This is a genomic window from Agaribacter marinus (assembly GCF_030160655.1).
Classification (GTDB): Bacteria; Pseudomonadota; Gammaproteobacteria; order Enterobacterales; family Alteromonadaceae; genus Glaciecola; species Glaciecola marina.
Genome location: NZ_BSOT01000005.1, coordinates 1,690,276 through 1,705,161 on the forward strand (window position 1 = coordinate 1,690,276; position 14,886 = coordinate 1,705,161).

Below are 14,886 nucleotides of genomic sequence, written 5' to 3' on the forward strand. Positions count from 1 at the left end.
GTTAGCAGCTACCCTCTAATCTACAATCCGTAAAGAGCAATATGGAGCCTGAATTTCATATGTACTCAAGAGCGTTCTGCCTTCAAAAACTTCTAAGGTGCTGTTATGACAAAAACCATTTGAATTGACTCTTAACTGCGGCTCAAAAAGAAAAGTAAGTCCTGAAAACTCTGACAATTCCGCTGTGCTATATTCAGATAGGGTTCTGGCGGAGATCACTTCAACTTCCGTTTGAGATAGTTTCGCATTTAAGGGCAAGCTCATTATAGCCCCCCTAAGTTCCCTTTCCATTGACGTTTTGTTTGCCGAATTCAACATACTAAATACGTTAGGTGCTACAACAGCGCTAATTAACCCAACGATTACTAGCACTACAAGTACTTCTATAATCGTAAAACCACATGTGTTAAATACACTATACTTGCGGTACATATCCCACATCTGCATTTAGATCGTCACCACCATCTTGACCATCAGCACCTTTACTGTATAAATAAAAACCTTGAGGAGCCGACGCGTCACGCTTGTATACATAATCATTGTGCCAAGGATCTAATGGAAGCTCATCATCCAAATACGGTCCTGCCCAGTATTTATTACGCTCACTTGGCTTAGTATTCAAATACTTGAGTTCATCTGGATAAGCACCAACATCTAATCGATATGTTTGTAACGCCATTTTAAGCACTTTTATTTGGGTTTCAGCCGCTGGCACTTTCGAAGACTCAGCTTTGCCGATAAACTGTTGCCCTACAATGCCGGCCAATAACCCTAGTATCACTAATACCACCAAAAGTTCAATAATACTAAAACCAGTATTTTTCGATTTGTGCCTGTGTATCTTCATAAAAATTTACCCTTTTAAAATATGGTTGTGTTTCACTTAAATATTAATATTGGTAGATGCGGTAATCGCCAGCACAATACCAACGATCATCGTACCAATTAACACACCGACTATTAATATGGCAATTGGTTCCATTAGGGTAAGCACCTGTTTCATCCGTCGTTTACAAGATTTGTCATGTAACGTAGCAACCGCAGATAACATTTCACCCAATTGTCCTGTCTTGTCACCAACATTAATTAAATTCATAGAGGTCGCCGGAATTAACCTCGCTTGCGACAACGCTTCACTAAACGTCATTCCACTCTCTATCGCTTTAACCATGTTTTTTGCTCTAGCTCTTCGATTAGTAAAATTCGACGCCTCAGCAGCAAGTTCAAGCGCCGCGACTAAACTCACGCGCGCCTGCAACATTGCAGCGGCAAGCGCAGCCCAACGAGCAGCATCTTGCTCAGATAACCAAGGGCCTATTACTGGTACATCAATCACCTTATTTAGCACAAACATTCGGACACTAGCTTGCTTGAAAGTCATGAGTAATAACGTTAAAACAGATATTACAATCCCTGCAACAACATAAGGGTGTTGATTTACCGTTTTACCGAGTGTTAACACGGCGTAAGCTAGCCAAGGTAAAGGGTTGTCGCCATCCAACATATGGCTAAATTTTGGCACTACAGAAAAAAAGATGATCAACATTGCCCCCAAACCAGATCCTATAAGTACGATGGGATATGTTAGCGCACTTCTGATATCTGCTCGTACCGATTCGTCGTATTGCATTTGAGTAGAAGCACTATTCAAAGCAATAGATAGTGTTCCCCCTAATTCACCAGCTCTAACTAACGGCGGAATAAACGACGGAAAAGGCAAATTGGATTGAACGATAGCATCAGAGAATTTACTGCCCCCTTCGACTTTTGCCGCAATATGCCGAAACCCATCTGCTAATTTTGGATGCTCGTCATTTTCGGCAATAGCGTAAACAGCATCGATGAGTGAAACACCTGATTCACTCAAAGTAGCCAACTCTTGAATGGGTAGAACCAAATCTTTCTCTCTGACAACTCTGCCTCGAACTTGATGCTTTTTGTGTTCATGCAAATCGAACGCTTGGATGTTTTGATTACTTAACTCTTTAAACGCTTCTTGCTTAGAGCTTGCTTCAATTCTACCCACTATTCGCTGATTAGTTTGTGTCTCTATACCTTTGTAATCGAACTTCATTGTTCAACGCCTTCCGTACTGCACACGCGAAGTATTTCTTCGACGCTCGTTATGCCTGTCGAAGCCTTTAAAATCCCATCAGCAAATAGGCTCCTTGCACCATCCAATTTAGCCTGCTTACGGAGTTCAGCCAAGCTTGCACCTTTTGTAATAAGCGTTCTTAATGATGAGCTAACTTCAACCAACTCATAAATACCTACTCTCCCCTTATACCCTCGGCCTTGGCATTTCGGACATCCAACTGCGTTTTTCCAAAGACCATCCATGATAGTAAAATTTTCTTTAATATAGGCTGGCTGTTCAGTCTTCACAGCACAATGTACACAAAGCTTTCGGACAAGACGTTGTGCTTGCACCCCTTGAATTGTTGCCGCTATCAAAAAGGGTTCAACCCCCATATCAGCCAAGCGCGGAAACACTGAACAAGCATCATTTGTATGCAAAGTAGACAACACTAAATGTCCAGTCAATGACGATTGTACAGCAATATCTGCCGTCTCTTTATCACGTATTTCGCCTACCATAATCACGTCAGGGTCTTGGCGCAAAAAAGTCCTTAAAGCTTTAGCAAACGTGTAGCCAATTTCTGGTTTCGCTTGAACTTGCGTTACCCCCTCAACTTGAAACTCTACAGGGTCTTCTACAGTTACAATTTTTTCAGCACCGGTTTTAACATCTTGCAACAATCCATACAAAGTGGTTGATTTGCCAGAACCAGTAGGGCCAGTGACCAAGACAATACCATTTGAGAGCTTCCCCCATCTCCGTATCGTATCTAAATGATCCGGTTCAAACCCTAATTTAGACAAGGATAATTGCTCGCGCTTTTTTGGTAACAAACGCATTACAATAGACTCACCATGCACATCAGGTGCCGTAGACACGCGCACATCAAACTCTTGCCCTGCTTGCCTCGTAGAAAAGCGACCATCTTGAGGCAGTCGCCGCTCAGCAATATCTAAGTCAGCGATTAGTTTAATACGAGACGCTATTGCTGGAAATCGAGATATAGGTTGCTGCATATATTCAACCAACGTTCCATCGATACGAAATCGGACGAGCATATTTTTGCTACCAGCTTCAATATGAACATCCGACGCTTCAGTTTGCACAGCCTTTTCGAGAAAGCTGTTCACAAGATTGATCACGGGAGCTTCTTCTGCGAGCGCTGCAACATTTGAAATCGCACTGCCAAAAAGCTCAGATACCGCTCGCTCTCGTGACACATCATCGACGACATTTGCCAGCATAGCTTGAGACAAAATGGCGAAAGCGATGTCGTCATTGCTATGGAAGCTTGCACACAACGCTGATAAAGCAAATCTATTAGACAAGTCAGACAAAAAAACGTCAACTGACGTTTCATCTTTTCTAATTGCAAATAAACCTTGTTCTACACACCAGTCGAGAGACAAATCAGAGTCACTAATAAATGCCACAATATCCGCGACTGAAGGACAATCAGATACTTTACTCACATACCGCCATCCAATATGTTCGGCCAGAGCCTCAGTTATAACGTCTTCACTTAAAATAGCTAACCGGCTTATAGCCTGAATGTTGGAACAATCTAGCTCCTTAACAGTGTCAGAAATTAACGTCATTTGAATTGGGGAGAACTCAAAATTTTTGCTTAGCTTATCTAACAAAACATTATCGATGTCTCTAAAATCTAGCTCGAGTGGATCTATCACTTTCTAAATATGCCTTAACACACTAATTATGTTATTTATTTACTGCATCGCAATAGTGTATATTAGGCGGCTAATACAATAAATAAAAATATCGGTGAATTAAGTGAAGTCCTCCGCAACGATTCAATCCGCAACGACAACTATACTTGATTTCATCGAGCAGTTGTTCTGGACTCAAGATCGTGATATCGACATTGAGTCCCACTGTTTTTATGTTTTCAAACTCTTCCCTCAAGGAATGACTAAGGAAGAGCTAAATAAATGGTGTGAACTTCAATGCGATATATTGGCACCATTTAAACAACGTTTTTTTTATAGCTACATTAGCAAAGTAGGAATTCATATTTGGTACTCAAAGTATACGCTTAAAGGTATACCTGAAACAGCGATACAAAAAAAAATGACGAATGGCGATCACTCACTCGTTGGTCAAACATTCCAATATAAGCAAACTTGGAAAAATGGCGTTATGACAAGCTGCATTGCAATTCATTTGAATGACGAAAAGCCGGGAAGATTATTAGAATCCATAGTTATTAATAAGCAAAATGCGTGGGCAGTCAAACGACATGTCGAAAGCGCGCTGAAAGCTCCGTTGACGTGGTTAAAAGTCAGTATTGCTCTATGGTTGGTAGTCATGATTGGTTTATCATCAGCTTGGTTCACACAAGTTTATCAGCAGCGTTACCTACTGAGTACTAATGAAAAACTCACTGAAGCAATTGGTCCAAAATTAGATAAACGAAGCGAGCTAATTGAAGCGACCTCAATAATTAACTCTTTGCAAGGATGGAAACTCGAATACTATACACTTCCTGATGCCTTAGGTAAGGTTTTGTTCGAACTTAATGCGCTATCTAGCGTCGCAGTAAACCGATTGCAATGGCAAAATAAACAGCTTGCTATCGAATTTGTAGCGAACAATATAGACATTGCATCGCTTGTTGAGAACACACAAGAGATCAGTGGGGTACAAAACGCTAACATAGTACCTCATAACAGCACAGATACGTGGGTATTGGAAGTACAATGGAACTGATGTCCAAAGGAGAAATAATTAAGAATAAACTGATTGAAGAAGTAAGTAATCAACCACGACTTCAATGGCTACTTTTAGTTGTGGTAATTATTCTCTTGATATCTGTTACGAAAAGCTATTTTGATTTAGTTTACAACGAACGTGAAAACACTCAATCTGAAGTTAGAATTCATGAAAAACTGCTCGATGTGCAAAGTACTGATTTTTCTGAAAGTACATTAACCAACAATAAGGAACTGGCATATTCTTTACTTAACAAACTTCCATCAGCTAGCTCAAATAGTACAGCAGAAGCGAGTGCACTTGCCACGCTAGAAGCTGACCTACAAGGTATTATTGAGAGAAGCCGGTTCAATCTTTTAGGGTCAGAAGAAATAATTGTGGCTAATGAAAAACTCTGGTCAATTAGAATTGAGGTCAACGGTCGGCTCCCGCCTAAACAACTGATTAAGTTTTTCACACTATTTGAAACAGAAAAGAGCAATAAACGAATCGCTTCAATACAATACTCCCCGACGACTGCGAATACAGCAGTTATTGCCGTCGATTTTCTTTATCGAGAACGGAAATAATATGAACCCTGTGGTTAAAATATTTACAGTAGCCTTATTTGTCGCGGCTGGTGCCGGTGTGTTACTATCATTTAATAAAATTGACGTCTCTTCAAAAAACATGGTATCCGAAGTTGCAGCAACGTTACTCCCATCTAAAAGCGATTGGCGTAGAGTGCTTGAGAGCACTGCGCAATTTAACGGGTTACAAGACACGTTATCTGAAGAAGATACGCCCAGGCTGATTAAGGACGACGAAAAAAAAATGGATCCAAATGATATTAATGCGTCCAAACTTATTGGCTTAATGTCTGATGGCAAAGGAATGGCAATATTGCAAATACCAAAAGTAGATGAACACAAACAGTTTATTTCATATGAAACTACCAATGTCCTTGTAGGAGAAACTATTTTAAATGGATGGTCATTGGGCAGTGTTGACGCTACTAGTGCTCATTGGCTTCATAAAGAAGCAAATCAAGAGCATGTGCAATTTATTTTTAAACCACATCACGATAAAAGAATGTAAATTGATGTTAATGATTTCAAAAAGAATAATCGCTATTCTGGCTTTTTCTGCCGTTGTAGTAGGTTGCGCTCAACTTAAAGGGCCAGGCTACAAATTGTCGCAAAAAGACAATGAAACATTCACCAAACCTATCAGAGGCCCCAAGAGTAAAATTGTACAAGACGACGAAGCGGCAATCGAAGTGGGGGAAGCAGAGGATAAGGTGCAGCCCACACTATTTAAGAACGCGCCAACGCTAAGTGTAGAACAAAAAGCAGAGGTAGCAAGTGATTCAATATTGCCAAAACTCAATAATCAAACCAAGGTAAGTAGACTCAGTTTTAACAATATGCCAGTGAGTACGTTTATCAATGAAATTTTTGGTAATCAGTTGGGCTTAAGTTTCGTTATTGAACCTCAAGTGGCAGAAGCGACAGATCTGGTCACAATGCGTTTGGCTAGCCCCTTAACCCCAAACGACCTATACAGAATAGCGACGAGAACACTTGCTCCATATGGTGTTACAACGTCACTACAAGACGAGTTACTAGTGTTCAGCTATTCGGAAGACGCGAGTGCGGAAGATACACCACTACTGATTAGTGGGAGAGCCTTACCCGATGTCCCCCCTTCCAATCGCCCATTATTTTATGTATATCCTGTTAAATCTGTAAATGCAAACAACGTAGAAAACTATCTCCGACAGCTGTTCAAGTCAAGTGAGTTGAATGTAGTTCATGACTTTGTTAGCAATTCAATAATACTCAAGGGACAACGCTTAAAAGTTGAACAAGCCATCGCAGCCACAAAATTATTCGATGTGCCAGAAATGGCTGGTATGTATAGTCGAATTGTCGTTCCAGAGATAAGTAACGTACTGGAATTAGCAACGAACTTACAGAAAATTCTTGAGGCAGAAGGTTTTTTCGTCGCGCAAAACGGCAATTCAGGCTCTCCAATTAGGTTGCTCCCCTTAGAAAGTACCGGGCAACTTATAGTGTTTTCAAAGTCAAAAGAATTACTGATACATATAGAGGATTGGATCAATACAATTGAAATCAAACGCCAAAATGAGATCGAAGAGGGCTTCTTTAGCTATGTTGTACAAAGTACATTAGCAACTCATGTGGTGGATGTTCTTGGTCAATTAGGAGTCGCTGATTACGTCGCGCCTAACAATGACGAAAACGAAACTCGCGATGCCCCTAGAAATAATTCAACTACCAATTCACGCGCAAATAGACGAAGTGAAAATAATAACTCATCAAATTCAAGTGACCTAGGAACTTATACCGTAGATGAACAAAGTAATACGATATTTTTTAGGGGTTCGGGTAAAACTTGGCTTGATATTCTTCCAGTAATAAAGCGTCTTGACAAACCCGCACCATCGGTGATGATTGAAGCCGTTCTTGTTGAAATTTCGTTAAGTGATAAGGAAGAAACTGGCGTTCAATGGCTGGCGAATTCGAGTATAGACAAATACAACGGAAGTTTACGCACTAACTTTCCGTTGGAAAACGCATCGAATGGCTTTGCCTTTACACTAGACAGCGCTGGGATTACAAGAGCAACGATTAACGCGTTTTATCAAAATGACAAAGCTAATATTCGTTCACGACCCAGAATTATGGTGAAAAGTGGTGAAGAAGCAAACTTTAATGCTCTGACTAGAATTCCTGTCGTATCTTCTTCAGTTCAAAGTGTCGAAACACCTGACGCACCAACAGTTCAAAATGTAACCTACCTAGATACAGGCGTGGTATTAGATATAAAACCAACCGTTCATGCATCAGGTTTTGTTGATTTAGAAATAAGTCAAACACTCAGTCAAGCCAGTACTTCAGTTGGTGCAGCAGGAAACCCTCGTATAATAGAACGTAAAGTAAATACAAAAGTTACATTGCGTGATGGCGGCTCGGTATTAATCGGCGGATTGATATCTTCATCTACATCCGACGGTACTCAGGGTATTCCTTTACTCGGACGTCTTCCCATAATAGGAAAGTTATTCAGTACTGATATAGAAAAGCAAGACCGGACTGAACTTATGATCATGATTATTCCCTACGTATCTAACTCCCCATCTGAATCTGAATCTTTAACAGATGAATTTCAGTTAGAACGAATTAGAGCTTTATCCATTAACTAGTGAAAAAAGAATGAATATCTTAAAAAAGTCAGCATTTATCTTATTTAGCTTATCATCAGCATGCAGTCAGGCAGAACAGCCCGAAAATATAAACAATTCTTCAGGTGATGTTAGAGCACTGGACAGTCAACTTCCTGAATTGGGCAGTTTTGAGTGTATAGGTGAATTTAGACCCCAGGTAAGTATGCTAGGACGAGGTGACGATTATCCAAACTTTATTGCTAAAGACATTACTGATGAGTTATTAAAACAAGACTATGCCTCTAGACTTATCTCCGCAACATGTACAAATGAAGCGCAATTTGGGATTAAGACGGCGACCATTACTAAAAATGGAGAAAACCAACAAGTATTAGATTATTTAGAAGCAACATTTCCACTCGACTTAGTGGTCTTCAACGGCGAGGAAAATTGGCGGCTTGATGCAGATATCAAATATGAAGTAAGTGGTTTAGTCACAAAGGAACAGCCTGAATTAGTTAAACACTTTATCGTAAACCAAAGTTACGATATGGATGGCAAAGTGCTGAAAAAAATATTCGTTAAAGAATAAAGACATTTATGAAGCGCTGCTAAAGCAGCGCTTTCCACCATCCATCATTTTGTAAGTACCAGTCAATCGTTTTATCGATACCTGATTCAAATGTTTCTTTCGGCTTATAAGCCAGCTCGTTCGTAGACTTTGTCGCATCAATGGCATAGCGCCTATCATGCCCCGCTCTATCGGTCACATACGTAATTAGTGAGGATGACTGCCCAACTGAAGCTTTTTGAGCCAAAGGATACTTATCAATTAGAGTGGGCGTTTTTGTAAATGCAGCGTCTACTTTTTCGCATATCAATTTAACAATATCAATATTCGCCCACTCATTGTGGCCACCAATATTGTAGTTTTCACCTAGCTTCCCTTCGTTAATTACCAACTCGATACCACGTGCATGGTCTTCAACGTACAGCCAATCACGAATTTGTTGGCCATCGCCATAAATAGGTAATGGTTTATTCTGCAAAATATTAGTGAGTACTAATGGAATCAGCTTCTCAGGAAAGTGATACGGTCCATAATTATTAGAGCAATTACTCGTTGTTACATTTAAGCCGTAGGTATGATGATATGCCCTAACTAGGTGATCACTTGCCGCTTTGCTCGCTGAATATGGCGAATTTGGTGCATACGCAGTGTCTTCCGTAAACGCTGGGTCGGTGGGAGATAACGTTCCGTACACTTCATCCGTACTCACGTGGTGAAACCGGTGCTCGATTAGTTTGTCAGGAGCATCTAGCCAAACAGCCTTTGCCGCTTTAAGTAAAGAATAAGTTCCAATAATATTTGTTTCAATAAACGCGTCAGGGCCAGTTATTGAGCGGTCTACATGAGATTCAGCGGCAAAATGCACAATCGTATTAATGGCATGTTTGTCTAAGAGTTCTGCCACCAAATTTGTATCACATATATCCCCTTTAACAAAGGTGAAGTTAGGATCATCCATCACCGGTGACAGACTTTCTATATTGCCTGCATAGGTAAGCGCGTCCAAAACAACCACGATATCACTTGGGTTGTTTTTCAACCAATAATGAACAAAATTTACGCCTATAAAGCCGGCACCACCCGTTACGAGCAATCGTTTCGACATCTACAATATCCTATCTAATTCGGTGTATTTAATTCTTGAAGCACTTTTAATAAGGGTTTTCGCCAATGTTCAAGTGCGATGTAAGGTATGATTTCTTTTAATGACGCTTTACTCAGCACACTGTAAGTAGGCCGTTTAGCTGGTGTCGGATACGCAATTGTCGGTACAGGTTTTATAGGTATTTGCTTCTCCAACATACCAAGTGTCAATCCCAATTCTTGAATAGCCATAGCAAAATCATACCATGTCGTTACGCCTTCATCTGTCACATGGTGAGCACCTGTTAATTTTTCGTTAAAGGCGGCCAAACAAGTTTTCGCTAAGGTATGAGCCGATGTTGGTGATCCCACTTGATCGTCAATGACCTGTAATTCTGGTTTTTCTGCCATCAATCTGAGCATGGTTTTAACAAAGTTATTCCCATATTCAGAATAAACCCAACTGGTACGTAAAATACAACTGCAATCAGCAAACTCTGACAACAAAATTGACTCACCTGCTGCTTTGCTCGCGCCATAAGCGTTAAGAGGCTGATGACTATCATTTGGCAAATAGGGAGAACCTTTGCTTCCTGAAAAAACATAATCTGTAGAAACGTGTACTAAATGGGCATTCATTTTTGACGCCGCATTGGCGATATTTTTTACTGCAAGCTCATTTAATGCAAAGGCATTTTTAGGTTCCGACTCAGCTAAATCGACAGCAGTATACGCAGAAGCATTTATCACACCAATAGGGTTTAGTGCTGTAATCTTCTCAGTACAAGCTTGTGAATCAAAGACATCAATCTCTTCACGCCCTAAACATAGCACATCAGGGTTTGTATTCTTTATTGCCTTAGCAAGCTGGCCATTTTTACCAATAACAACTATCACTAATACTACTCACTAAAATTTAGGGGCGTCTGAAAACGACATTCCGTCTTTATCTTTTGCCGATAATTGCGGCGTTCCAGCGAGCAAAGGCCACTGAATACCAAGCGTAGCATCATCATATTTAATCGACACTTCAGACTCAGGGTGATAATAGTCTGTGCACTTATAGACAAATTCAGCACTTTCACTCGTTACATAAAAGCCGTGCGCAAAGCCTGCAGGTACCCAAAGCTGACGTTTATTTTGTGCGGATAACTCATAACCAACCCATTGACCAAAGGTGCTACTGGACTGACGTAAATCTACCGCCACATCAAATACCGAGCCTTGCGTAACACGCACAAGCTTTCCTTGGGTTTGTGTTAACTGATAATGCAAGCCTCTTAAAATACCTTGAGAAGATTTACTGTGATTATCCTGAACGAAGCTAACATCTGCACAGTGTTGACGAAACCAATCATCTCTAAAAGTCTCTAAAAAGAATCCTCTTTCATCGCCAAATACCTTAGGCTCAATCAATTTAACATCGGGAATACTGGTTTCAATTACTTGCATAATTACTTTATTTTCTCATCTAAAATTTTAATTAAATATTGTCCATAGCCACTCTTCACCAGTGGTTGTGCCAAGGCGGCTAAGGCCTCCTTGTCGATGTATCCTTTACGAAACGCAATTTCTTCAGGACAACAAATCTTTAAGCCCTGTCGCTTTTCAATATTAGCGATAAAGTTTGCAGCATCTAACAGGCTATCAATCGTACCGGTATCTAACCAAGCAGACCCTCGACCAATAAGTTCGACACTCAAATTACCGTTCGCCAAATACATATTGTTCAAGTCGGTAATCTCTAGCTCACCCCGTACAGACGGTTTTACTTGTTTCGCATAATCAACCACGTGATTATCATAAAAGTACAAACCCGTAACGGCATAATTTGATTTAGGCGAGCGTGGTTTTTCTTCAATAGACAAAGCCTTCCAACTATCGTCAAAATCCACAACACCATAGCGCTCAGGATCATTTACATGATACCCAAATACAGTCGCGCCTTGCGTTTTTCGACTAACTGCCTCTAACGATTTTTGTAGATCGTGCCCGTAAAATAAATTGTCTCCTAACACCAGAGCACAGGGTTCATTACCTATAAATGATTCGCCCAATAGAAACGCTTGAGCTAAGCCATCGGGCGAAGGCTGCACAGTGTACTGAAGTGTTACTCCCCATTTCTCACCATTACCCAACAAGTCCTGAAAGCGATGCAATTCTGAAGGTGTCGTAATAATTAGAATTTCGCGAATACCAGCGAGCATTAAGGTCGCAAGAGGATAATAAATCATCGGTTTATCATAAACAGGCATTAACTGTTTACTCACCACCTGAGTGAGTGGATGCAGTCGCGTGCCAGAGCCTCCAGCTAATATTATTCCTTTTCGTGCCATCGCTATCTCCTACTTCAGCTCATCCACAGTGGCAATGATTAACTTAGCGATGCCGAACAGCAACGTAAGCAATATAAAAACCAAAAATGTGCTATAGAACACCTTTGGATATGTGTTGTCTTCTGGCAAAAACGCAGCGTCAACCACAACCAAATACTTTAGTTGCCTATAGGCTTCTATTCTTGACTTCTCTAGAGAAATCTTAGACGCAGAATATGATTGTAATGCAAACTCTAAATCAATTTTATAATCAGTAAATTGATTTAAAATATGGTTGACGGCTGGAACATCAGTCTCACTAGCGTTATCTCCAGAAGAACTAGTAAGGCGTCCTCTCTCTTCTTTTAATTGTGTCTCTAGGCTAGATAGTTGTTCAGACACCTGCACGACCGCAGGCGCTGATTCGCTCATACTTCCTCGTAATGCATTCAACTCCGCCTTTTTAGCCGCAATTTGTCCCTCTAAGCCAAAGGTTATTTGTTGTAAAGCGGCCAACTCAGCCTCAGGGTCGATTAAATTATATTGCCGCTGAAAAGCGAGTAATCTGTTTTGTGCTTCTTGTAATTTTTCTTCGACTCTATCATGTTCAGTTTGCACAAACGACAATTGCGCCTTCGCCAAGTCGCGTCCAACTTGATTAATATACCACTCAGCCCGACTGGCAATTGCACGGGCTAAAACCTGCGCATACTCAGGAGAGTAAGCTTGCACACTAACAGAAATAATGCCACTTGTAGCATCAACTTCTGCGGATACTCGCTCTGCAAAATAATTGATTTTTTTCTCCAAAGAGGCTTTATCTTGCAATCTACTCAATACATCATAGTCATTAGAAGAAAAGTGCTGTGAAAACGAAAAGTTTTCTTCTAGATACTGCAACATATCATTAGAATAAATATAAGCTTTAACCAATTCATTGTCATTTGTCGCGCCGCCACCAGACATTGAAGATAAAAAGGCCAGTTCAGGTGATAAGGTAGACCCTGCATCGGGTTGCTTCACCATTAACGCACTAGCACTTTCATATCGAGGACTCGACAGTAAGCTAAGGTACAAAAATACCAATAGCGCAGGTGCAAGTACCAAGAGCTTGTATCCATGAGCATTCAGAATGCGTTTGATGTCGCCAATAAATTTCAACATAACATCATTTTTTACTGATGCTGTGGTGCTTAATTGCTCGGGTAAACCGCCACTTTTATGATTGGATTTATCAATGATTGTCATATCACTCGGTGTGCTGCGAAGTTCCCATTGCATTTGTGCTGCGTCTATTCGTTCTAATACCTTGGTATCTTTCTTATTAAGATTTTTTAAACGTACAAAAACACGTTTCACTACCGGGTTATTGAGATTAGTTAACCGCACTACTTCTGTTAACAAAAATTCAGTATCATCTCTTTGACTAGGAGACAAAGAACGAATGTATTCATCGGGTGACATGGAAGCATCATTCGGTTCATTCTCAATTGCAGCAGTTTTACTCACAACGCTTCATACCTTTCTATCGCTTCTTCTAATTCATCATAATATACAAGTTTGCCATCATCCAAAATTATAGCGCTGTCGCAAAATAGCCTTAACTCACTTGTTTGGTGACTTACCATGATAACACTCGCATTATTTGACCGATCGTACAACGCGCGCCTAGCCTTTTTCTTAAAGCTAGCATCGCCTACTGAGGTAACCTCATCTATTAAGTATACATCGAAATCTAATGCAATCGAACAAGCGAACGCTAAACGTGGCTTCATACCAGAAGAATATGTGCCAACTGGCAAATCATATTTCCGACCCAACTCTGAAAAACTCCTGACTCGCCGTTCATACTCAACGAGATCGGCCACTCCGTTTATTCTGCCAATAAATCGCGTATTTTCTCTACCCGTCATGGCGGGGTGAATGCCTGTAGTGAGTGCCACTGGCCATGAAATAGTCTTATCAGAAGTAATTTTGCCAGCATTCGGAAACTCGCTCGCAGCCAGCAAGCGAAAGAGCGTCGATTTTCCCGCGCCATTTTTACCAAGTAAGGCCACATTTTTGTCAGTGGGAATAGAAAAATTAAGATCTTTAAAAATATATTGATTACCAAGCGCAGACGGAAAAAACTTAGTCACATTCACTAAATTTATCATCGAGAAATCGCTCCTTTCCACGTTGCTCGATAAAAAAGCAACGAAAATGCGACTAAAACCAATAACAGTTCGAAAACAAATATTTGAGAAACGCCGACTTTTCCATACGACGAATACGAATAAAATCTCGATAATTCAGTAGCATGCAAGAGAGGATTCCAGTCAAGTAACCACCAATATTCCTGAGGGATGTCTCGTAATGAAAAGAAAATTCCTGAGATAAAAAACAAGGGCCGCGTCATCATATTTCTAAATTTGTTTAACTCAGGAATATATAACTGCGCAATACCAAAAGTTAAACCCATGAATATTCCGATAAGCCATACATTGATAAAACTCGCAATCACGCCCAATGGATTGTCAATCCTAATTTCCATTGTAAGAAAATACATAACCAACGCTATTCCTGCCATAACGACGACTTTCACAATACCTTCAAAAATACCACTGGCTATCACTGGACTAATTGGCTGCACCTGTCGAAAAGCAAATAACGGTTTTGAGCGTTTAATAGAAGAAGTGCAAGCGTTAAACGTCTGCAGAAACAATTGAAAAATAAGGAGCCCATACGCCATGAAGACAAAAGTTGGCATAGAGTAAGTTTCACCGCCATCTAAACGACCGCGAACGAAAGAAAGTACAAATATAAAAGCGATAGGATTAATGACAGCCCAACTTAGGCCAAGTTTGTCACCAAAACCTGTTTTCACTTCTCTGACAATCAAAGAATATATAACGTCGCGCCAAACACGCCACTTGCTTCGTTTTCGAGCAATCGCCAT

16 protein-coding genes are annotated in these 14,886 nt (G+C 40.5%); 5 read left to right on the forward strand and 11 right to left on the reverse strand.

The features are described 5' to 3' along the window. Window positions 1-15 precede the first annotated feature (15 nt). The 4 genes from QQK00_RS09045 to QQK00_RS09060 are packed head-to-tail and all read right to left on the reverse strand — an operon-like array spanning window position 16 to window position 3,768. Entirely contained in the window at window positions 16-447 is a 432-nt protein-coding gene (locus QQK00_RS09045) for a prepilin-type N-terminal cleavage/methylation domain-containing protein (RefSeq protein WP_284217151.1), read from the reverse strand. Beyond that, window positions 416-847, reverse strand: a complete 432-nt coding sequence (gspG, locus tag QQK00_RS09050) for a type II secretion system major pseudopilin GspG (protein WP_284217152.1) — start codon at window positions 845-847, stop codon at window positions 416-418. Before gspG ends, QQK00_RS09045 begins: the two co-directional genes overlap by 32 nt. A gap of 36 nt (window positions 848-883) precedes the next feature. After that, a complete protein-coding gene (locus QQK00_RS09055) occupies window positions 884-2,074 on the reverse strand; it encodes a type II secretion system F family protein (RefSeq protein ID WP_284217153.1) in 1,191 nt (396 codons plus the stop codon). After that, on the reverse strand, window positions 2,071-3,768 hold the full coding sequence (locus QQK00_RS09060; protein ID WP_284217154.1) for a GspE/PulE family protein: 1,698 nt from the start codon (window positions 3,766-3,768) through the stop codon (window positions 2,071-2,073). Before QQK00_RS09060 ends, QQK00_RS09055 begins: the two co-directional genes overlap by 4 nt. A gap of 103 nt (window positions 3,769-3,871) precedes the next feature. Here QQK00_RS09060 and QQK00_RS09065 point away from each other — a divergent pair, with 103 nt between their 5' ends. From QQK00_RS09065 to QQK00_RS09085, 5 genes are read left to right on the forward strand one after another with little or no spacing between them, the layout of a single operon-like run. Next, a complete protein-coding gene (locus QQK00_RS09065) occupies window positions 3,872-4,807 on the forward strand; it encodes a hypothetical protein (protein WP_284217155.1) in 936 nt (311 codons plus the stop codon). Next, the gene (locus QQK00_RS09070) at window positions 4,798-5,379 is read left to right on the forward strand and encodes a hypothetical protein (protein ID WP_284217156.1); all 582 of its coding nucleotides are present in this window, start codon (window positions 4,798-4,800) and stop codon (window positions 5,377-5,379) included. Before QQK00_RS09065 ends, QQK00_RS09070 begins: the two co-directional genes overlap by 10 nt. Window position 5,380: 1 nt before the next feature. Further along, window positions 5,381-5,887, forward strand: coding sequence for a hypothetical protein (locus QQK00_RS09075; RefSeq protein ID WP_284217157.1), 507 nt, complete (start codon window positions 5,381-5,383; stop codon window positions 5,885-5,887). 4 nt (window positions 5,888-5,891) lie between these two features. Continuing rightward, complete coding sequence (locus QQK00_RS09080; protein ID WP_284217158.1) at window positions 5,892-8,018, forward strand: type II secretion system protein D; 2,127 nt, start codon at window positions 5,892-5,894, stop codon at window positions 8,016-8,018. Window positions 8,019-8,028: 10 nt separating this feature from the next. Then, complete coding sequence (locus tag QQK00_RS09085) at window positions 8,029-8,571, forward strand: hypothetical protein (RefSeq protein WP_284217159.1); 543 nt, start codon at window positions 8,029-8,031, stop codon at window positions 8,569-8,571. A gap of 19 nt (window positions 8,572-8,590) precedes the next feature. Here QQK00_RS09085 and rfbB read toward each other — a convergent pair whose 3' ends face one another. From rfbB to QQK00_RS09120, 7 genes are read right to left on the reverse strand one after another with little or no spacing between them, the layout of a single operon-like run. Further along, complete coding sequence (rfbB, locus tag QQK00_RS09090; RefSeq protein ID WP_284217160.1) at window positions 8,591-9,655, reverse strand: dTDP-glucose 4,6-dehydratase; 1,065 nt, start codon at window positions 9,653-9,655, stop codon at window positions 8,591-8,593. Between the two features lie 14 nt (window positions 9,656-9,669). After that, window positions 9,670-10,530, reverse strand: coding sequence for a dTDP-4-dehydrorhamnose reductase (rfbD, locus tag QQK00_RS09095; RefSeq protein WP_284217161.1), 861 nt, complete (start codon window positions 10,528-10,530; stop codon window positions 9,670-9,672). Between the two features lie 12 nt (window positions 10,531-10,542). Further along, window positions 10,543-11,085, reverse strand: coding sequence for a dTDP-4-dehydrorhamnose 3,5-epimerase (gene rfbC, locus QQK00_RS09100; protein WP_284217162.1), 543 nt, complete (start codon window positions 11,083-11,085; stop codon window positions 10,543-10,545). A 2-nt stretch (window positions 11,086-11,087) separates the two neighbouring features. Continuing rightward, entirely contained in the window at window positions 11,088-11,969 is an 882-nt protein-coding gene (gene rfbA, locus QQK00_RS09105) for a glucose-1-phosphate thymidylyltransferase RfbA (RefSeq protein ID WP_284217163.1), read from the reverse strand. A 9-nt stretch (window positions 11,970-11,978) separates the two neighbouring features. After that, window positions 11,979-13,457 (reverse strand): KpsE/RkpR family capsule polysaccharide export protein, encoded by a 1,479-nt coding sequence (locus tag QQK00_RS09110; protein ID WP_284217164.1) that lies wholly within the window; start codon window positions 13,455-13,457, stop codon window positions 11,979-11,981. Further along, window positions 13,454-14,104 carry an ABC transporter ATP-binding protein gene (locus tag QQK00_RS09115; protein ID WP_284217165.1) on the reverse strand — a complete coding sequence of 217 codons (651 nt, stop codon included), beginning with the start codon at window positions 14,102-14,104 and terminating at the stop codon, window positions 13,454-13,456. Before QQK00_RS09115 ends, QQK00_RS09110 begins: the two co-directional genes overlap by 4 nt. Continuing rightward, on the reverse strand, window positions 14,101-14,886 hold the full coding sequence (locus QQK00_RS09120) for an ABC transporter permease (RefSeq protein WP_284217166.1): 786 nt from the start codon (window positions 14,884-14,886) through the stop codon (window positions 14,101-14,103). Before QQK00_RS09120 ends, QQK00_RS09115 begins: the two co-directional genes overlap by 4 nt.